Here is an 18,477-nt window from a genome sequence, read left to right as displayed (position 1 = left end):
ACCGGTCCACCTGCTTTCAAGCCTAAAGTTTTCTTGAAGCTTTTTCCCCTGTTCGGGGTATACCAAGACTTTATCAATTTTTCGCTTGTACGCAAAGACCCGGAAATTTATGTCATCAATCAGCACAGCAAAAAAACAGGCCCCCGCAGAGCGCTCCGCGGGAACCGGCTTGCATGCACAGCAGTTTGCTTCTTTCTGATGACTGCGAAACGATCAGCGTTCGTCGTGCCAGAAATTGACCGGCTTCATGTCCGGAGTGATGACTTCGAACGTATAGCCCTGCTTCTGCAGAGAGGCCAGAATTTTTGGCAGAATTTCAATGGTTGTAGGAAGATCGTGCATCAGGACAACCGGTGAGGTGCCTTTGGCGGAAACCTGCTTGACCTGCTTCATGACATTCGTGTAGGTAGAAGCCGTGTCCTCTTTAAACTTCCAGTCCTGCGAATCCACATTCCAGTCCCACAAATGATAGCCGGCGGCAAGCACCTTGTCCCGGTAGGCCTGTGTAAAATACGGCTTGCTTCCGTACGGGGTGCGGATCAGCGTCGTTCTGACACCGGCGGCTTTATCCAGCCTTGCGTTATCGTCATTCATTTCCTGCAGGGAGGCTGCAGGGTCTTTATAAAACTGTTCTTTCTGATGCGTCATCCCATGCAGTCCCACGGCGTCCCCTTCTTTAATCATCCGTTTCACCGAATCCGAATAGGAAGTAATATGATTGCCCAGCATAAAAAAGGTGGCTTTCACGTCATATTGGTCCAGAATGTCCAGCAGCTTCCCGGTATGGGCGCTCGGGCCATCGTCAAAAGTCAAATAGATCGTCTTGGCGGAATTGCTGCTGCGGGCTGGAGATGCTGAAGAGGCAGCCTGCTGCTCCGCTTCCTTGACGGCTTTCAGATGGGCTTCGATCTGCGACTGGTACTTGGCGGCAAAAGCCTTCATATCCATTGTTCCCTGAACCGTCACAATCCGAAGCAGCTTGTCCTCAGCCTGATAGGTGATGGAGTAACCGAAGGAACGTGCGATAACGCCGACAGGAACCATCAGCGAACCGTCCGCCGCATACATATCAGTCTTCACCTTGGAGCCGTCCGGCTGAACGGCAATGCCTTCGGCAGAATAAAGATACAAGGAAGCACCTGTCCCGGAAGACAGCACAATTTCCTTCGCAGTACCCGAGAGAGTGAGTCCCAGCAGCTCCGCCATCCGGCGTACCGGCACATCATAAACTCCCTGATGAAGAACGGGAAGAAGCTCTGTCAACTCGTCGTTAAGGCCCAGCAGGGCGGATGCAGCGACGGTTGCAGCTGAAGCGGTTGCAGCTGAAGCGGTTGCAGCAGATGAAGCAGTAGATGAGGCAGTGGATGAGGCAGTGGATGAAGCAGTAGATGATGCGGCTGAACCGGTTGAAGCAGCTCCGGCAGCTGAAGCGGGTGAGGCCGCTGCCGCCGTGCCTGCTGCGCCTGCTGTACCGGCTGCGGCGGATGCAGCGGCGGATGCAGCGGCGGATACAGGCAATTCCCCAAGCAGCGGGAATGACGCAAGCAGCAGGCAGGAGACCAGCATCCACCCGATTGAACGTTTTCCAAGCCCGGCTGTCATTCTTCTGGTTGTCATTCTCCTGGCTGTCATTCTCCTGGCTGTCATTCTCATAGATGCAAGTCCTCCTAATCTAGTATTGATTCTTCTGGTCTATCAAACTTCTGTTCTATCAAAATTGTATCTCAAAATGGCACCGGCTTCACAAAAATCTGGCAAATAAATTTGCCGGATTTGAAGGGCTTTTCTCCATGAAACGGGGCATTTGCAGAACCTGGCAGCCCTGCTCGGCACTTGTTCGCACCGAATCGCGGGGACTATAATAGAGTCTATGAGTCTGAATCCGGAATAAGAATAGGGGCATCTGACAAATGGAAGGAAATTCGCATAATCTGCAGCAGGCAGGCCGAAAAATTCTCGTCATGACCGCCGTCGAGGCGGAGCGCGAAGCGGTGCTTCGCGGCTTGGGCGGAGACGGGCGCTTTGAGGCCGCGCTGGCCGGCGTCGGGCCGGTGCAGGCCGCGGTCAGCACGACAAAGCTGCTGGCCGCTGGCAGCGGCCGCTACAGCCTTGTCGTGAGCGCGGGCATCGGCGGCGGTTATCCCGGCCGGGCGGAGATCGGCTCGCTGGTCGTGTCCAGCGAGATTATCGCGGCCGACCTCGGCGCCGAGACGCCGGCTGGCTTCAGCGGCCTTGCCGAGCTCGGCTTCGGCACCGCGGCCGTGCCGGTAGGCCGCGCCCTGGCCGAGCGCACGGCTGCGGCGCTGACCGCGGCCGGCCTGCCGGTCACGCTGGGACCGGCGCTGACCCTGGCGACCGTCACCGGTACGGCCGCCACTGCCTCCATGCTCGCCGCGCGGTTCCCCGGCGCGGCCTCCGAAGGCATGGAGGGCTTCGGCGCAGCCGCGGCAGCCGCAGAGTTCGGGCTGCCTGCCCTGGAGCTGCGGGCCATTTCGAATGTCGTCGGCCCGCGCGACAAGTCCTTATGGCGGATTGGGGACGCTCTGAAGGCTTTGGAAGCCGCATTTGCGGCGATTGTGGAATCATGGAGGGAATAAACGCATGAAGGATCTGAACAGCTTGAATAACGGCTCAAATAATAGCCTGAATATCGCTTACTCACCGTGTCCGAACGACACGTTTGTGTTTCACGCCTGGGCGCACGGCCTCGTGCCGGGTGCTCCCAAGCTGAACGTGACGTATGCCGATATTGACATCACGAACCATCTTGCAGCCCGGGGCGAAGGCCCTGAGGTGCTGAAAATCTCCTACGCCGCCCTGCCGTGGGTGCTGAAAGACTATGCGCTGCTGCCCTGCGGCGGCGCGCTCGGCCGCGGCTGCGGGCCGCTGGTGCTGACCCGCGCCGGCCTGTCTGCCGAAGCCGATCCGGCGCTGCTGTCCGGCAAACGGGTGGCTGTGCCGAGCGACCGCTCAACCGCCTACCTCCTCTTCCGCCTCTGGGCGGCTCAGAAGGTGCCCGGCGGTGTCGGCGAGATCGTCGTGATGCCGTTTGACGAGATCATGCCGGCCGTCCGCGACGGCAAAATCGATGCAGGCCTGGTCATCCACGAGGCCCGGTTCACTTACCCGTCTTACGGGCTGGCCCTGCTGCAGGACCTCGGCAGCTGGTGGGAGGAAGACACCGGCACGCCGATCCCGCTCGGCGCGATTATCGCGCGCCGCTCACTTGATCTTGCACCGCTGCCCGGCTGGATCCGCGCGTCCATTGATTACGGCTGGGCGCACCCGGAGGCCTCCCGGGACTACATCCTTGCGCACGCGCAGGAGATGGACCCAGACGTGGCCCGGCAGCATATTCAATTGTATGTGAACGAATTTACCCGCGACCTGGGTCCAGACGGCTACAAAGCCATCTCCTCCCTGCTCGGCCGCGCCGGCGCGGAAGGCTTGATTCCGGAGTTTGATCTGGGCCTGCTGAAGTTTGAGGCCTAGGACTGGAGAAGAGCAGCGCAGAACGGAACAGAACGGAACAGAGAAGAGCAGCCCAGTAAAATAAAGACCTGGCACGAAATGTGCCAGGTCTTTATTTTTCCATAGGAATAAATCAGGGGTTAAAACGGGTAGTCCGCAACGAGGATATCTTCTATAAAAGGTTTCAATTCCTGCAAGAAGGACAGATGAGCCGGATGCACGTTGTAGTCCCGGCAAGCCTGCTCGTCTTCAAAGGTAACACGGATGGCCAGCGCAAAGCCTTGTCCATGCTCGGTTCCCTTCAATACGTTGATACCGGCGCTTAGACTGACAATCCCCGGAATCTGCTCTTTGAACGCCAAAGACTTCTTCACAGCTTCCTCCTGTCTGTCCGGCGTAAATTCCTCTTTCACTTTTATCAAAACAACATGTTCAAACATGATGCTTCCCTCCCAAATAAGTTATAAGTTATGAACCTCTTCTTGGACTTACTTCTTCTCCAAGCTAAAATCATCGTAATGAAAAGCCGGCGCAACCACGCAGGTGACAAATACAGGCTCGTCGCCGATTGGTCTGGCCGACTGCCAGACACCGGCTGGCACCAGCGCTTGAGGCGTCTGCCCATTTTCAATATCCATGCCCAGAATAATCTTCTCGCCTTCCTCCGGTTTATCGCCGCTGCCGCCAAGCGTCAGCTCCAGCGGGCCGCCGGAATGATACAGCCACAGCTCGTCCGACAGCACGACATGCCAGGCCGAGGTTTCGCCGGGGTGCAGCAGGAAATAGATCGAGCTCGCCGCCGCGCGGGCGCCGGAGTATTTCGGCTTCAGAATTTCGTGCGGAATTTCAAACGAAGATTTCCACAGCTCCTTGAACCAGCCGCCTTCGACGTGCTGCTCCATATCAAAGGCTTTGACAAGCGGGGATAACGCTTTTTCACTCATGTCTGTCTCTCTCCTGTTCTATTTGCTAAACTTCCTTCTACTATAAACAATGGCGAAAATTCGGGCAAGCGGAGCGGACAAGCCTGCTTGTATCCGAGGGCAACGGTTTCCGCTGAACAACTGTCCATACAGGGAACCTAAGCCTTCTTCATTCAAACTGAATCAGATGGCGGCAGTTCTTCAGATTCAGAGGCAAATTCCCGCCACAACTGGCTGGGCTGGAAGGACGACAACAAACATTTATTCTACGAGATCTATGACAACTCAGGCAGCCCGCTTACTAAAGCGGATCTTGTAAAGATAGCTGGAGATCTCCTCGCCTCTTCATCATAAATCGTAATCAAAAACACGGCCCTTTTATGAGGCCGTGTTTTTATGGTTTTCCATATATCCTAACTTACAGCACGAACTGACGGTATTTCTCCAAATCCTTCGTTTTGCACTCCAGCTTCAGCCGGGTTCCCTCATTCTCATATTCCGTTCCCAGCACATTTGCGTGTTCATTGAAATAGGAAACGACAGCTCCCTGGTCGTAAGGGATCAGCATCTCGCAGGTTACATAGTCCTTGAAAACTTGTTTCTTGATTAGGTCAACCAGCTCCGGAACACCGGTTCTCGGTTTGGCCGCCATATAAATGGAGGTGCCTTCCACTCTCGGAATTTCGGCTCCTGCTAAGTCGCCTTTGTTGTAAGCCATAATCGTCGGAATGTCCTTGACGCCGATCTCTTTAAGCGTATGCTCCGTAATTTGAATGAGCTGCTCGTATTTCGGATTCGCGTAGTCCACGACGTGAACGAGCAGGTCGGCCTCCGCCACCTCCTCCAGCGTGGAGCGGAATGCCTTGATCAGATGGTGCGGCAGCTTGCTGACAAAGCCGACCGTATCCGTGAGCAGAAACGACTTGTTGTCCGGCAGCTCGATGCTGCGGACGGAGGTTTCGAGCGTGGCGAACAGCATATTTTTCTCAAATACCTGCTTGCCTTCTCCCCCGCCAAAAACCTCCAGCAGCGCATTCATTACCGTTGATTTGCCCGCATTGGTGTAGCCGACCAGCGCCACAACCGGAATTTCATTCTTCTTCCGCTGCTTGCGCTGAATCTGCCGCTGGGCGACTACCATTTCAAGCTCCTTGGAGAGCGCGCTGATCTTCTCCTCGATCCGGCGGCGGTCCAGCTCCAGCCGGGTCTCCCCTGCGCCTTTGTTCTTCGTACCGACGCCGCCGCTTTGGCGGCCCAGCGATTCGCGCAGACCGATCAGACGCGGCAGCATGTACTGCAGCTGTGCCACTTCCACCTGAAGCTGAGCTTCACGGGTTTTGGCCCGCTGCTCGAAAATATCCAGAATCAGAATCGTCCGGTCGATCACCTTGCAGTCCAGGTCGGTCTCCAGATTCCGGATCTGCGACGGGGACAGCTCATCGTTGAAGATGACCAGATTGGCTTCAAGCTTGTTGTACAGCTCGCGCACCTCTTCCACCTTGCCGGTGCCGATGTAGTGCGATTTATTGATCTTCTCCATGTTCTGCGTCAGCTGGGCGGCCACTTCCACGTCACAGGCTGCCGCGAGATTCGCCAATTCTTCCATGGAATATTCAAAGTCCGGCTGGTTATTCAAATTGACGCCGACCAGAATTGCTCTTTGCTCCTGAATGTCCATCATACAAAAATCTACCTCCGTTTATCCAAACCAGGCCGCCGCATCCGGACAGGCTGCCGGATGCGGGCTGCCGGCTCAGGCAGCTTCCGCTGCATAAATTCGTTTCGTTTGTCGGCAGAGTTCCCCCTGCTCCATTTCAGCCCTTGCCTGTCATGGAAACGAACGGAATAAGCCAATTTTATTGTACCCGGTCTGCAGACCTTGATACCGCTGATCCTGTACTGCTGATCCCGTGCCGCTGCTGCCTGTCGGCCGCTGAAGTGTATGTCCGAATCACAGACACCGCGCGGCGCCGGATACAGCTATAAGCGCGCACAAAAAAAAGAGGGCGCTGTTGTCCGCCCCCTTCTCGAAAAGCAGCGCACGGCAGCTATCATTCATGCTGCTGCCCGGCGGCGCAATTTATCAGGTTTACGTACATATGCAGACCAATCCCGTTCGTCCCGCCGTAACAAGCAGCAGGAACCTTGAGCCCTATTCAATTAGATGCACAAAGCGTCATTACGCAAACGGTAAAAGTTCCACATCGCTCCGCAAACCCTCCGATCCTTAGAATTGCTTCTACCTTACCACAAAACTCCAGCCGCCACAAACGAGCAAACAACCTAAATGGTTTATTACCAGGACAGCACTTTGACCTCTACTGCTGGTCCTGCTCCTCAGCATCTGTGCGGCCATAATACAAGCTGCTGTAGAAGCCGCCTTTGGCGAGCAGCACCTCGTGGGAACCCTGCTCAATGAGCCGCCCTTCCTTCAGCACCAGAATGCTGTCGGCCTGCCGGATCGTGTTCAGCCGGTGGGCGATGACAAAGCTGGTCCGGCCCTGCATCAGGCGCTGCAGTCCCTCCTGGATTTTAAGCTCCGTCACCGTATCTATGCTGCTGGTTGCTTCATCCAGGACAAGCAGCGCCGGATTCGACAAAATTGCCCGGGCAATAGCGAGCAGCTGCTTCTGTCCCTGGCTGATGCCGCCGCCCCCTACGTCCAGCATTTTATCGTAGCCTCCCGGAAGGCGGGTGATGAAGCCATGGGCATTGGCGAGCCTGGCCGCCTCCTCCACTTCCTCATCGGTGGCGTCCAGCCGGCCGAACCGGATATTTTCCCGGATGGTGCCCTGGAACAGGAAAGAGTCCTGCAGCACAAATGCCATATGGGAACGCAGGCTTTCGCGTTTAATTGACCGGATGTCCCGCCCGTCCAGGGTTATCACACCGGAGGTTGGGTCATAGAAACGGGAGAGGAGCTGGATCAGCGTTGTTTTCCCCGCGCCTGTCGGGCCAACAAGCGCAATCATTTCACCCGGTTTGACGTCAAACGTAATATCGGACAGCGTATCCCCGTCTTCCTCGTAAGCGAAATCGACATTGGCAAAAGAAACAGCGCCTTTCACTTCCGCCACCGGCTGGGCAGCCGATTCGTCCTTTGATTCGGCTTCCTCGTCAATGACTTCAAATACGCGCTCTGCGCCTGCGATGGCTGACAGCAGCGTGTTCCACTGGTTCGCCAGGTCGTTCAGCGGCCGGGTAAACTGGCGGGCATACTCAACAAACACAATAATGACCCCTACCGTTATAGACCCCCGAATGGCCAAAATCCCGCCTATACCGGCCACTATAGCGAAGCTCAGGTTGTTCAGCCCGTTCATCAGCTTTGGAATAAAGCCGGAAATCGTCTGCGCCCAGAAGCCCGAATCGCGGATTGCTTCATTTCGTTCCCGGAATCCCCGGATCACCTTCTCCTCCTGGGAAAAAGCCTTCACGATCCGCTGTCCGGACAGCGTTTCTTCAATATAACCGTTCAGCTCGCCCAGGTTGCGCTGCCGCTCCTTGTACAACGGCCCTGTCCGCCGCGTAATCCAGCGCATGCCGAGCAGCATCAGCGGCACGACGATAAACGTGAGCAGCGTAAGCAGCGGGCTGAGAAACAGCATCACGGACAAGGTGCCGGCCAGGATCAGCACGCTGGAGAACAGCTGAATCGCCGAGCTGTTGAGCGTGGAGCTGACATTATCCACATCGTTCGTCAGGCGGCTCATAATCTCCCCCTGCTGCCTTTTGCCGAAGAACGGAATCGGCAGACGGTGCAGATGCGAGAACAGGTCATAGCGCATCCGGAACACGGTCTCTTGGGCGATCTCGATCATCCAGATATTTTGCAGCCAGGAGGTCAGCGAATACAGCAGGTAGACGAGGCCGAGGCCGAGCAGAAATTGAACCCACTGGCCATCGTTTCCGCCTTCAAGATAGCGGTCAATGGCTCTCCCGATCAGATAGGGTCCCAGCAGGGAAAGTGCAGAGCTGAATACAACCATCAGCAGCACCAGCATCAGCTTGAGCCTGCGTTTGGCCAAATACAGCCAGATCCGTCCGAGCGCAGCGGACCAGTTCTTCGGCTTGGCCTTCCGTCTGCGTCCTGTGCCGGCAGCTCCTGCGCCCTCTGTCCCTCCGGCCTGAACGGTCTGGTCAAACTTGGGATAAGGATGCCTGAACGGCTCAATAAAGGTTCTGAACATGTGAAGCCTCCTCCCCGTCAGCGGATGATGATGCCGGCATATCTGAAGCCAATTGATTCTGGGATTCGCAGATCCGCCGGTACAGCGGAGAAGACGCGAGCAGCTCCTCATGGCTGCCGCTGGCAATCAGCCGTCCTTCATCCAGCAGCAGAATCCGGTCCGCGCTGCGGGTGGAGCTGATCTTCTGTGTGATAAGAAGAGTCGTGCATGCGATCTCCTCGAGCGCCTTGAGAAGCGCCGCCTCCGTCCGCATATCGAGCGCGCTGGTGCTGTCGTCGAGAATCAGAATCGCCGGCTCCCGGACGAGCGCCCTGGCGATCGACAAACGCTGCTTCTGCCCGCCGGACAGGTTGATGCCCCTCTGGCCGAGCAGCGTATCATAGCCCTGCGGAAGCTTCTCGATCGTCTCATGGATCTGCGCCCGCGCGGCCGCTTGACGGATCTGCTCCAGAGAAGCATCCTCACGGCCCCAGGCGATATTCCCGCGGATCGAACCGCTGAACAGGATCACCTCCTGCGGGACGTAGCCGATGGCTCGGCGCAGAGAAGAGGGATCCAGGCTGGACACCTCCTGCCCGTCTACAAGAACGCTGCCCTCCGAAGGCCTATGCAGACCCGGAATCAGCTGGACCAGCGAAGATTTGCCGGAGCCTGTCGCCCCCAGAATAGCAATCGTCTGGCCGGGCTCGGCTGTAAACGAAATATGTTCAAGCACCTTAACTTCACTTCCGGCATAGCGGAAGCTGACATCGCGGAACTCGAGCCTCCCCTGAATGGCCGAAGGACCTGCGGGAGCCCTTTTCCCTAAAGCCTCTTCCGCTCCGGATACAAGCTCATCGCTTGCCGTATCCAATACCTCACCGACCCGCTGGGCGGATGCGCTGGATCTGGAGTAGGCGGCCATTATGGAAGATAAGGCCGATAAAGCGCCGGTGACCCGCAGCGAATAGTTGATGACAGCCACCGTCTCCCCGACCGTGGCGGCACCGCTGGAAATGTCAAGCCGTCCATACCACAGCACAGCGAGAACCGCCGCGTTGATCGTCAGCAGAATGAACGGCGTTGTCGTCTCCGTCAGCCGCAGCGCCGCCACCGTATCAGCCATCAGCCGCGAGGCCACTTTGGCGAAACGCTCCACCTCGTGTCCCATCCGCACGAATACGCGGATCAGCCGGATTCCAGTCAGATTTTCCTGAATGACGCCGTTTACTTCATCCAGTCTCCGCTGCGCCCTGCGGAACTGCCTTGTCGTCGCCCTAATCATAAAGAACGCGAACACCAGCACCAGAGGCACCGTCACTACCAGAAACAAGCCCAGCTTCACATTGACAACCAGCGCCATAATGACGCTTCCGGTTACAACCAGCGGCACGCGCGTTGCAAAGCGCAGACTCATGAAGACCATGTCCTGCAGCACCGTAATATCGCCGGTCAACCGGGTAATGAGTGTGGATTCCGCGAACCGGTCAAACACCGAATAAGAGAAAGACTGCACTTTGCTGTACATCCGGTCGCGCAGATCATAAGCAAATCCCTGGCTGGCATGCGAAGCGAAGAAGGAGCTTAGAACGCCTGCGATAAAAGACAGCAGGGCGCTGGCCGCCAGCACGCCGCCCCACAGCCAGACTACGGACAGCTGCTGCGGACGAATGCCTTCATCAATAATTTTGGAGATCAGATAAGGCTGAATCAGCTCGGCCGTAAGTTCAAACAGCATAATGACAAGCGCGGAAACGGCCGCGGTCCGGTATTTGTTAAGGAAAGACAAAATAAACGCCACCCGGGCACCCCCGTTCCCTATGATCCTAGTAAAATCCTTCTAATCTCGTCGTAGTCCGCTGCCACATGGTGCGGCTGCAGCTCCGATTCCGGCTCCGCGCCGCGGTGGTTGAACCAGATGCAGGTCCAGCCTGCAGCGAGGCTGCCCGCGACATCATTCCGCCAGGAATCGCCGATATAAATGCTCTCTTCCGGCCGTGTGCCTGTCATCCGGTTCACATGACCGAACAGCCCCGGATCCGGTTTGGCGATGCCGACGACGCCGGATACAAAGATCCGCCCGGCCGGAATAGCCGTCTTGATCTTCAGGGCATCAATTTTGGCTATTTGGTGCGGCCCGGCTCCATTTGTAATCAGTCCGACGAGATCCCCCTGCCGGTTCAATTCTGCAATCAGCTCCACCGCACCCTGAAAAGGCTGAATCGCAAACTGCCTGCCCAGGTATGCGTCCTGCAGCTGCCCGGCCCGCTCTTCACTCACGTTAATTCCAAAGTCCGCCAGCATGCGTATGAAGCGCTGCTTCTGCATCCAGGCCACCTTCTCCTTATCCGGAACCGCGGAAAGATTCTCCTGCTCCGAGATCAGGTCGCTGTAATACCGGAATAAAGCATAAGCCCGGTCATACGGAAAATCAGACGGCAGGCTCAGCACCTCCCTTAAAGCATCACGCAAGGGCGTCAAATGATCATATAAGGTATCGTCGAGATCCAGAAAAACCGCTCTGGCCGGGCGTTTCTCCAGAAGCTCTTCCGGAAGCTCTTTCGGGCGTTCCTGCTCCGCCTGCTGGCCGGACGAAGCCGCCAATTTGTGTTCTTGGGTCATTGAAATGGTCTGTCCTTTCTGATTATTTTGCTGTGTCTATCTAACCGAAATCCATTAAACCCAAGTATAACACGGGTTATAGTGCAGCGGAATTTCCAGCTGGTTTTCCGTATAATTTTCACCCTGCCGGTGTACAAAAAGAGCCAAACTCTTTAGTATGTAGGATAGACGCAGTATTATTGCAGACTAATTAGGAGGAGATGAATTGGAAAATTCAGACGAGCGTTTTAGGCCAGGCACCGCAAGCGGCGGTAATGAGCAAGAGTGGAAGGAAGACACACGTAAAGCACCAGCAGCAGACAGACTTCAAGATAACAACACCAGCACCAACACCAGTATCAGCAGCGGCAGTCCTGCCGGGCAGAGCAGTCCAGCCGAACTTAGGGAGCCAAGCCGTTCAGACGGTCACAGCAGTCCGGCAGATTCCGCTGCCCAGGAGTTTCATCCTCTGCAAAACATACATAAGCAGTTAAGAGAGAACCCGGCTGCCGGGGAGCTGACTCCATCTGAGGAGTTCCATACAGAGGAGTTCCATACGGAAGAGTTCCATACGGAGGAGTTCCATACGGAGGAGTTCCATACGGAAGAGTTCCATACGGGGCAGGCCCGTTCGGAGCAAAGCCGTTCGGATTTAAGCCGACCGGAGCAGGCTCCTTCGGAGCCCATCCATGCTGAGCTGATTCCTTCCGAACCGGTCCGGTCCATGCAGAACCGGGATCATTATGTTTTTCCAAGCGTATCCGGACAGCAGCCCGGGCCGCACTTAAGTCCACCTGCAGAGCCGGCAGGCTATATCCAGCCCGCGGGTTATTCGCATGACGGTCTGCCGGCCGGAACCGGCAGCAGCCGGGCAGGCAATGAGCGCGTGCAGCAGGCTGCAGACGCAAGCAGACAATATCTGAATGACTTCCTGGGTATTCTGGCCAAACCGCATCAGAACGCTTTGAATGTCAGCGAAGCCCACCTGCTGCACGGGGTAATCAACATGATCGCCATCGCGGTCTTATCGGCATTGTTCTTTGTTATCCGGCTGGCCCCGCTGCATATTTCTTTTGGCACGTTATTTATCAAGCCGCTGTTCCTGATGGCGCTCACCCTGGCAGCCGCCGGCTTTCTTACCGCCGGTCTGCTGAAGCTGACCCGGGTGCAGAGCAGCTGGAGGCTGTCCGTCTCGCAGTTTGGAGCGCTTCTGGCGCCTGCTGCAGCCGCCCTGCTGCTGGCCGATTTAAGCGTGCTGCTCACGCTGTTCGGATTGTCCTATATCCTGCTGCTGCTTGCTATCCTCTTCATCATTCTGGCCGTTAATGTCGTGCTGCTTGCCCATCCGTTATCCAGACTGTCCATCGGCAGACTGGATGGCCTGTACAGCCTGTTCGTCGTAAACGCCGTCACGTTCTATCTCATTTACACGACGCTTTATTCGACGCTGCTCAGCGCTGTCCGCGCCTTGTTCGGCGGCTTTATGAGCATGTTCTGAGAACTAAGGCGGAATATAAGCCCGGCGTAAATTATGAAGTCAGTAAAAATTGAACCAGCCCCCCGCGCATGCGGAGGGCTGGTTTTATTTTTGCTATAACCGGATTCTGATTCGCTTAGTGGATGGGCTTAGTGGGCGGATGCCGGTTTGCCCTGTGAAGCGACAGGCTGTGCCTGCTGCTTATCCAGCGCTGTCCGCAGGAAGGTGATTCCCCAGGTTACCACGGCGATCAGGAGCAGATGCAGAACATAGACTGATACGTCAGCACCGCTGTAGATCAGGCGGAGATAACCTCTCACCCCGTTTGAGGCTGGCAGGAAATCGCCGATATGCCGGTAGAACGGCGTCAGCATCGCTGCTGGCAGAATGTTGCCGGCCGTCATGAGCTGGAATGGAATCAGCGCGACATTGACCAGCGCACCGAGTCCCCCGAACAAAGCAAAGGTCATCTGGGTCAGGCAGATGCAGGCCAGGTACACCAGGATATGGTAGCCCCACATCGCCCAGAAGGAGGACGCAGGATCAGCAAAGAGCATCGCTACGCCAGTCACCACCAGAGGTGCAGCAAGGGCTACGCCCAGCAGGATAACCTGTCTTGCCCAGAAGATCTGCCATTTGCCGTATTTGCGCTTCAGCATCATGGAGACCAGATTCAGCTGAATATTCATCGTCATGACACCGATGTAGGTGATAAATCCTAAGATCATCGGCAGCATGCTGACCGCAAAGTTGGAGATTCCGTTGGTCTTGACCACGTCGGCAGTTACCGCGTCCTGGTGAACGTCCTTGAACACGTTTGTGCCCACACTAGCCGAGATCTGCTCCGCCGACTTCTCCATAATGGAGGTCGCGATTTCCGAAGCCGCCTGGTTGATGTAATACGTCAGCTTCCCTTCTCCGCTCTTCGCATCTGCCGTAAAATTCTCCGGAATGGAAATGACCATCGACACCTGGCCGTCGTTCATTTCCTGGCGGGCTTCCTCCAGCGAGGCATAGTTCACACTCTTGTAAGGCACGGACTGTCCGATACCCTCCGCAATAGCCTGGCCCTGGCTGCCGTCCGCATTTACGATCCCGATGCGCAGCTGATCCAGGCGGCCTGTAGCGCCGTCATACCCTGTCATCCAGATAATCGTGAACAACAATGGAACAATAAAAGCGAATACCAGGCCAATCTTGGTCTGCATAATCTTGAAAAAATCTTTTACAACAGTAAAAACATTCATTTCTTTCTTCCTCTCTCCCCTGAAATCTCTCTAAATTTAATAATTGCCTAGAAGATAATTGGCTGGCAGATAATCGGCTATGCAGGTATTCGAGCAAAAAAAGGCAGCTGATGCCTCAGCTGGATAGATCCTTATAAATGATATTCAGCAGCCTGGCGAGCTCATTCACTCCCTCCGGCGTAATCAAACGGCTTAAATATTGATGAAGATCGTCCATGAGGGGAAGCACCTGCTTGTAGAGCTCTCTTCCCTCCTCGGAAAGAGTCAGCAGGATCGCTCGGCGGTCGGCCGGGTCGGTCTTGCGGTGGACAAGATTCTTGTTCTCCAGCCGTTCAAGCGTTTTGCCAACACTCGTCTGATCCTTGCCGTGCAGCTCGGCCAGCGTCTTCTGGGTAATTCCTTCATGTTTGTACAGCTGATCCAGAATCCCGAACTGCTCCGGCGTAATCCCGTATTCGCTCAGCATATCGGTGGTTCTCTTCTTATGGACAAAGTAAGTTCTGGACAGCAGGTATCCGATTGCACCGTTCTCCTGATCAAGCGGCATAACGCCCCTCCTCAAAATACTAGCATAGCCTATTATCTCCGAAACTAAGAATAACTTTAATTTGATCGGGTGTCAAATCCGAATGCGGCTTGGTTTTAATAGGGAATCCCCGTATACTCTTTGCATAAAGTATTTAAAAATAGAAATAAAAGTGGATAGGAGTGCTGTACAACAATGAAAATTCAGCCTAAATACAGGCAGCTGGCCTTTGTGTTCGTCATGTCGGTGATTATGACCTTTATGATGTCCGGCATTATGACGTATGTGCTTGCAGGCGGGTTTATTCCTGCCTTTATGGCGGCCTGGATGAAGGACTGGGGGATCGCGTTTCTTATTGCGTTTGTCCTCAACTTCTTTCTGCCGGCGAGAGTGCGGGGGGTCGCTCAAAAATTCGGCAAATTCCAGCTGTATGCCCAGGCTGTCCTGATGGCGCTGGTCATGACGCTGGTCCTTTCTTTCTCGCTGACTCTGTTCAATACCCGCGGATTCATTCCGGATTTCGCCAGCCACTGGGTCGGAGCCTGGAGGGTAGCCTTCGTCATCGTGCTGATCCTGAACTTCTTCCTGCCGCAGCTGGTAGGCAGACTGGTGAGCAGGATGATCACCGCTCCTCCTGCTGAATTCTCCGGGAAAGGGACAGCTGTGTTATAATCACAAATAAATCCGTTTAGACCCTGAAAGGCTGGACTATACCATGCTAACATTTGAACAGAAGCTTGAAATTCTGGAATCCTTCCCGCAGCTGGAGCGCCGGGACGTCTCTCTCAAGCGGGTTAACTTTCACTACGAGCAAAGCATTTACGACAAGAAGACGGTCGTCTATCACCTGCATCCGAACGGCAACGCCTTTGTGTACGCCGGGCTGCTGGAGGGCTGTGAAACCGATGAGAAGGGCTTCGTCAATATCCGCGACTACTCTGCGGAAGCTCTTCGTGATCTGGTGGAGCGGTCCATCCGTTCCCTGTCCGGCAACGGAGACCTGAGCACCGGGGAAGCCGCTTTATCCAGTGAAGCGCCCGCGCAGGTATCCAAGGCCGCCAGCCCTCAGACCTCAGGCGGGGTTTGGACCAATGCCGAGGGGCAGACCCTCACGCTGAAATACGAAGACGACCTCTGGTATGTCTATTCCGGGGACAATCTGGACATGGCCTTTGAAACCCGCGAAGAAGCCGGGGAGTACCTGGCAGAGGAAGGGTTTGCTCCCCGCAGAGCTTAGCGCGGGCTGAGCTTACAGCAAACAGCACACAGCACACAGCACACAGTACAGACCACAGACCACAGACCACAGAGCACAGTGCACAGAGGATGATCGTACTGCCCATAGTAAAGAGGCCGGAGCTCCAGCTCGCCGTCATGGCGGATGGACCGGCCTCTTTGTTTTCTGAAGGCTGCGGAGCTGGCTCTAGCTCCAGCTCATGCAGCCGCTCCTTACTTCTGCACCTGTGCCAGAAATTCCGCAGTCGTTCTGACTTTTCCGATGCGCGGGAAAATGTATTTGACAGAGGCATCGTGCTGCTCCTGGCTGTAAGTCTTCATGGCATCGGTCACAAAGATCTGGTTGTAGCCGTGCTGGAAAGCTTCCCTTGCCGTGCCCTCTACGCCAATGTTGGTAACGAGGCCGCACAGCACGATCGTGTCAATTCCGCGGCGGCGGAGCTGAATGTCCAGGTCCGTTCCGTAGAATGCGCCCCACTGGCGCTTGGTTGCCACATAATCGCCGGCTCCAACCTCAAGCTCATCGGCGAATTCAGCCCAGTCTGCCGGGATTTCGCCTGCGGGTGCCGGAGGCTGATCCGTTAAAGGCTGGAGCATGTCTTTGCCGTCGTGAAAGGCCACGTGGACGAATGCGATAAAGCCGTTATTATTACGGAACAGCTTCACCAGCTTCTCCGCATTATTGACAGCCTCCTGCCCGTCGGCCATCCGGATAATGCCCTTCTGCAGGTCAATGACCACGAGCGCCGTTTTGTTAAAATCCAGCTGAAGCTCATTCATTAGCCTTCCTCCTGTCCTAACTGGTCAAAAATGATTCCCCAGGGTATTTAATGCCCCACTGGCCGCGGATCTGGTCCAGCAGCTGCATCAGCTTCAGCGACTCATCCAGGGAAATAACGCTGCTGTCCTGCTTGCCTGCCAGCAAATATTCGCCGACCGCCTCGGCCTCGAAATTGTAGCCCAGGCTTTCGCGGTTATCCTCAAACTTCTCCGCTTCTTCACCGTTCACGTAGAGGACCGCCTCTTTGCTGTTCAGGAAAGAAGGAATGCGGATATACCCTTCCGACCCGTAAATGATGGCTTCATTCGGCATATCGACACGAACAGCGCCACTGAGCAGCGCGGACTTGCCGCCGCCGTAATCAAGCAGGATCGAGAAGTGCTCATCCACTCCGGTTTCGCCGATATGGGCGGTGCTGTGCACCTGTTCAGGCGAAGGCCCCAGCACCATCGAGGCAAAAGACACCGGATAGATGCCCGCATCCAGCAGCGCCCCGCCGCCAAGCTTCAGATCGAGCAGACGGTGCTGCGGATTCCAGTCGGTCTTGAAGCCGAACTCGGCCCGGACGAGCTTGACGTCGCCGATCCGCCCTTCAGCAATCCATTCTCTGACCTTCCGGATCGGCGGCAGGAAGCGTGTCCACATGGCCTCCATCAGGAACAGGCCCTTCTCCCTGGCCAGATCGGCCATTTCCTGCAGCTCGCCGCTGTTGATCGTAAACGGCTTCTCGCACAGCACCGCTTTGCCTGCACGCAGGCAGGTTAACGTATTTTCCTTATGATAAGGATGCGGTGTACCTATGTAAATGACGTCCACATCAGGGTCCTGCGCCAGCTCCTCATAGCTGCCGTAGGCGCGCGGGATGCCGTGCTTCTGAGCGAATGCTGATGCGCTCTCCTTCGTACGGGAGCCGACCGCCACACATTCACCGTTTGAAACATGCGCCAAATCCTTAACAAACTGCTCGGCAATCCAGCCTGTGCTGAGGATGCCCCATCTCACCTTTCTTTGTTCCATCCGAATACCTCCTGATTATAGGATTAGGCCTTCCGCTAAATCGATTTCATGTAACCGCTACTATTCTATCATTTTATGAGGCCGTTTTAAATTTGCAAAATGAAATCCTTTTCAGCCCTTCCGCCCGGCTTCGTCTGCTTGCTCTTGGAATTGCGCAAGGATTACAATAAGGGCAAAGGCATTTTTCGGAATTATAACATCATTATTCGAAAGTAAAGGGGTGAAAGCGATGCAGGAGGATCCAAAATACATCATCAGCGGCGATTCCATTTCCAGAGGGGTCGTTTACGATGAAGACCGGAGCAAATACGTGGTGCTTGAGGAGAATTATGTCTCACTGCTGCAGGAAAAATTAAGGGGGGCTGTCCGGAATACGGCCAGATTCGGCAATACGCTGATGAAAGGCATCACCAGCCTCAAGAAGGATATTTTAAAGGATAAACCAAGCATTGTGCTGATTGAGTACGGGGGCAACGACTGCGACTTCAACTGGCAGGCCATTGCCGAGAATCCGGATGCCGAGCACAGCCCGAAGACGGATTTTAACCTGTTTGAGAAGATGCTGACCGAAACGATCGAATACCTGCGCAGCCAGCAGATCACCCCGATTCTCATGAATCTTCCTCCGCTCAATGCGGATAATTACTTCAAATGGGTGACCGGCAGCAATCCGGACGCGGAGAGCAACGTTCTGAAGTGGCTGGGCAGCGTGACCAAAATCTACTGGTGGCAGGAACGGTACAACTCCACCATTATGAAGGTCGCCGAGCTGACCAAGACCAAGATGATCGACGTGCGCAGCGCCTTCCTCGCCCATCCCGATTTCACCCAGTACCTTTGTGTGGACGGCATCCACCCCAACAAGGACGGTCACCGGATCATCTGCGACAAGGTGCTGGAGTTTCTGAAGAACCACTACGAGTACCTGCTGCTCGGCGGAAAACAGGCCCAGCCGTCTTGAGTTCCGCCAGTCTTTTTATTAGGACGATAGACAAAGAAGAAAGAACTAAAACACCAGCAGCGCTGAAT

Annotated in this window: 17 protein-coding genes; 6 read left to right on the top strand and 11 right to left on the bottom strand. The window is 55.4% G+C overall.

From position 1 onward, the window contains the following. Positions 1-213: 213 nt before the first annotated feature. Entirely contained in the window at positions 214-1,653 is a 1,440-nt protein-coding gene (locus FCN15_RS08905) for a polysaccharide deacetylase family protein (protein WP_138494655.1), read from the bottom strand. Positions 1,654-1,910: 257 nt separating this feature from the next. Here FCN15_RS08905 and FCN15_RS08900 point away from each other — a divergent pair, with 257 nt between their 5' ends. Next, positions 1,911-2,597 carry a futalosine hydrolase gene (locus tag FCN15_RS08900; RefSeq protein ID WP_138494654.1) on the top strand — a complete coding sequence of 229 codons (687 nt, stop codon included), beginning with the start codon at positions 1,911-1,913 and terminating at the stop codon, positions 2,595-2,597. A gap of 46 nt (positions 2,598-2,643) precedes the next feature. Beyond that, positions 2,644-3,492, top strand: coding sequence for a 1,4-dihydroxy-6-naphtoate synthase (locus FCN15_RS08895; protein WP_138494732.1), 849 nt, complete (start codon positions 2,644-2,646; stop codon positions 3,490-3,492). A gap of 119 nt (positions 3,493-3,611) precedes the next feature. Here FCN15_RS08895 and FCN15_RS08890 read toward each other — a convergent pair whose 3' ends face one another. From FCN15_RS08890 to FCN15_RS08865, 6 genes are all read right to left on the bottom strand, one after another. Next, positions 3,612-3,911, bottom strand: a complete 300-nt coding sequence (locus tag FCN15_RS08890) for a Dabb family protein (protein WP_138494653.1) — start codon at positions 3,909-3,911, stop codon at positions 3,612-3,614. Positions 3,912-3,959: 48 nt separating this feature from the next. Then, positions 3,960-4,415 carry a cupin domain-containing protein gene (locus FCN15_RS08885; RefSeq protein WP_138494652.1) on the bottom strand — a complete coding sequence of 152 codons (456 nt, stop codon included), beginning with the start codon at positions 4,413-4,415 and terminating at the stop codon, positions 3,960-3,962. A gap of 397 nt (positions 4,416-4,812) precedes the next feature. Then, positions 4,813-6,072, bottom strand: a complete 1,260-nt coding sequence (hflX, locus tag FCN15_RS08880) for a GTPase HflX (protein ID WP_138494731.1) — start codon at positions 6,070-6,072, stop codon at positions 4,813-4,815. A gap of 640 nt (positions 6,073-6,712) precedes the next feature. Beyond that, positions 6,713-8,584 carry an ABC transporter ATP-binding protein gene (locus FCN15_RS08875; RefSeq protein ID WP_138494651.1) on the bottom strand — a complete coding sequence of 624 codons (1,872 nt, stop codon included), beginning with the start codon at positions 8,582-8,584 and terminating at the stop codon, positions 6,713-6,715. Continuing rightward, the gene (locus tag FCN15_RS08870) at positions 8,565-10,364 is read right to left on the bottom strand and encodes an ABC transporter ATP-binding protein (RefSeq protein WP_138494650.1); all 1,800 of its coding nucleotides are present in this window, start codon (positions 10,362-10,364) and stop codon (positions 8,565-8,567) included. The genes FCN15_RS08875 and FCN15_RS08870 overlap by 20 nt, the downstream gene beginning before the upstream one ends. A 17-nt stretch (positions 10,365-10,381) precedes the next feature. Continuing rightward, positions 10,382-11,185, bottom strand: coding sequence for an HAD family hydrolase (locus tag FCN15_RS08865; protein WP_138494649.1), 804 nt, complete (start codon positions 11,183-11,185; stop codon positions 10,382-10,384). A gap of 205 nt (positions 11,186-11,390) precedes the next feature. On the opposite strand from FCN15_RS08865, the gene FCN15_RS08860 reads away from it, so the two are divergent. Next, the gene (locus tag FCN15_RS08860; protein ID WP_138494648.1) at positions 11,391-12,662 is read left to right on the top strand and encodes a hypothetical protein; all 1,272 of its coding nucleotides are present in this window, start codon (positions 11,391-11,393) and stop codon (positions 12,660-12,662) included. 128 nt (positions 12,663-12,790) lie between these two features. Here FCN15_RS08860 and FCN15_RS08855 read toward each other — a convergent pair whose 3' ends face one another. Next, positions 12,791-13,888 (bottom strand): YhgE/Pip domain-containing protein, encoded by a 1,098-nt coding sequence (locus tag FCN15_RS08855; RefSeq protein ID WP_138494647.1) that lies wholly within the window; start codon positions 13,886-13,888, stop codon positions 12,791-12,793. A gap of 115 nt (positions 13,889-14,003) precedes the next feature. Continuing rightward, positions 14,004-14,435: a MarR family winged helix-turn-helix transcriptional regulator gene (locus tag FCN15_RS08850; protein ID WP_138494646.1), complete on the bottom strand. Its 432-nt coding sequence runs from the start codon at positions 14,433-14,435 to the stop codon at positions 14,004-14,006. A gap of 174 nt (positions 14,436-14,609) precedes the next feature. On the opposite strand from FCN15_RS08850, the gene FCN15_RS08845 reads away from it, so the two are divergent. Both FCN15_RS08845 and FCN15_RS08840 read left to right on the top strand, forming a co-directional pair. Then, entirely contained in the window at positions 14,610-15,086 is a 477-nt protein-coding gene (locus FCN15_RS08845) for a DUF2798 domain-containing protein (protein WP_138494645.1), read from the top strand. A gap of 43 nt (positions 15,087-15,129) precedes the next feature. Continuing rightward, complete coding sequence (locus FCN15_RS08840) at positions 15,130-15,651, top strand: hypothetical protein (RefSeq protein ID WP_138494644.1); 522 nt, start codon at positions 15,130-15,132, stop codon at positions 15,649-15,651. A gap of 212 nt (positions 15,652-15,863) precedes the next feature. Here the strand turns inward: FCN15_RS08840 and FCN15_RS08835 are convergent, their stop codons facing one another. Continuing rightward, a complete protein-coding gene (locus FCN15_RS08835; protein ID WP_138494643.1) occupies positions 15,864-16,430 on the bottom strand; it encodes an isochorismatase family protein in 567 nt (188 codons plus the stop codon). Between the two features lie 16 nt (positions 16,431-16,446). Then, complete coding sequence (locus FCN15_RS08830; RefSeq protein WP_138494642.1) at positions 16,447-17,448, bottom strand: Gfo/Idh/MocA family protein; 1,002 nt, start codon at positions 17,446-17,448, stop codon at positions 16,447-16,449. Between the two features lie 229 nt (positions 17,449-17,677). Between FCN15_RS08830 and FCN15_RS08825 the strand changes: the two genes are divergently transcribed. Continuing rightward, positions 17,678-18,409 carry an SGNH/GDSL hydrolase family protein gene (locus FCN15_RS08825; protein ID WP_138494641.1) on the top strand — a complete coding sequence of 244 codons (732 nt, stop codon included), beginning with the start codon at positions 17,678-17,680 and terminating at the stop codon, positions 18,407-18,409. Positions 18,410-18,477: the final 68 nt, after the last annotated feature.

Origin of the sequence: Paenibacillus pinistramenti, from assembly GCF_005869875.1 — a bacterium.
In the GTDB taxonomy this organism is placed as follows: Bacteria; Bacillota; Bacilli; order Paenibacillales; family Paenibacillaceae; genus Fontibacillus; species Fontibacillus pinistramenti.
This window is presented reverse-complemented; position numbering and strand designations above follow the sequence as displayed.

Coding starts and splice junctions, on each gene's coding strand:
- FCN15_RS08905 (WP_138494655.1), bottom strand. CDS start 1,653: ATGAGAATGACAGCCAGGAGAATGACAGCCAGGAGAATGACAACCAGA.
- FCN15_RS08900 (WP_138494654.1), top strand. CDS start 1,911: ATGGAAGGAAATTCGCATAATCTGCAGCAGGCAGGCCGAAAAATTCTC.
- FCN15_RS08890 (WP_138494653.1), bottom strand. CDS start 3,911: ATGTTTGAACATGTTGTTTTGATAAAAGTGAAAGAGGAATTTACGCCG.
- FCN15_RS08885 (WP_138494652.1), bottom strand. CDS start 4,415: ATGAGTGAAAAAGCGTTATCCCCGCTTGTCAAAGCCTTTGATATGGAG.
- hflX (WP_138494731.1), bottom strand. CDS start 6,072: ATGGACATTCAGGAGCAAAGAGCAATTCTGGTCGGCGTCAATTTGAAT.
- FCN15_RS08875 (WP_138494651.1), bottom strand. CDS start 8,584: ATGTTCAGAACCTTTATTGAGCCGTTCAGGCATCCTTATCCCAAGTTT.
- FCN15_RS08865 (WP_138494649.1), bottom strand. CDS start 11,185: ATGACCCAAGAACACAAATTGGCGGCTTCGTCCGGCCAGCAGGCGGAG.
- FCN15_RS08855 (WP_138494647.1), bottom strand. CDS start 13,888: ATGAATGTTTTTACTGTTGTAAAAGATTTTTTCAAGATTATGCAGACC.
- FCN15_RS08850 (WP_138494646.1), bottom strand. CDS start 14,435: ATGCCGCTTGATCAGGAGAACGGTGCAATCGGATACCTGCTGTCCAGA.
- FCN15_RS08845 (WP_138494645.1), top strand. CDS start 14,610: ATGAAAATTCAGCCTAAATACAGGCAGCTGGCCTTTGTGTTCGTCATG.
- FCN15_RS08840 (WP_138494644.1), top strand. CDS start 15,130: ATGCTAACATTTGAACAGAAGCTTGAAATTCTGGAATCCTTCCCGCAG.
- FCN15_RS08835 (WP_138494643.1), bottom strand. CDS start 16,430: ATGAATGAGCTTCAGCTGGATTTTAACAAAACGGCGCTCGTGGTCATT.
- FCN15_RS08830 (WP_138494642.1), bottom strand. CDS start 17,448: ATGGAACAAAGAAAGGTGAGATGGGGCATCCTCAGCACAGGCTGGATT.
- FCN15_RS08825 (WP_138494641.1), top strand. CDS start 17,678: ATGCAGGAGGATCCAAAATACATCATCAGCGGCGATTCCATTTCCAGA.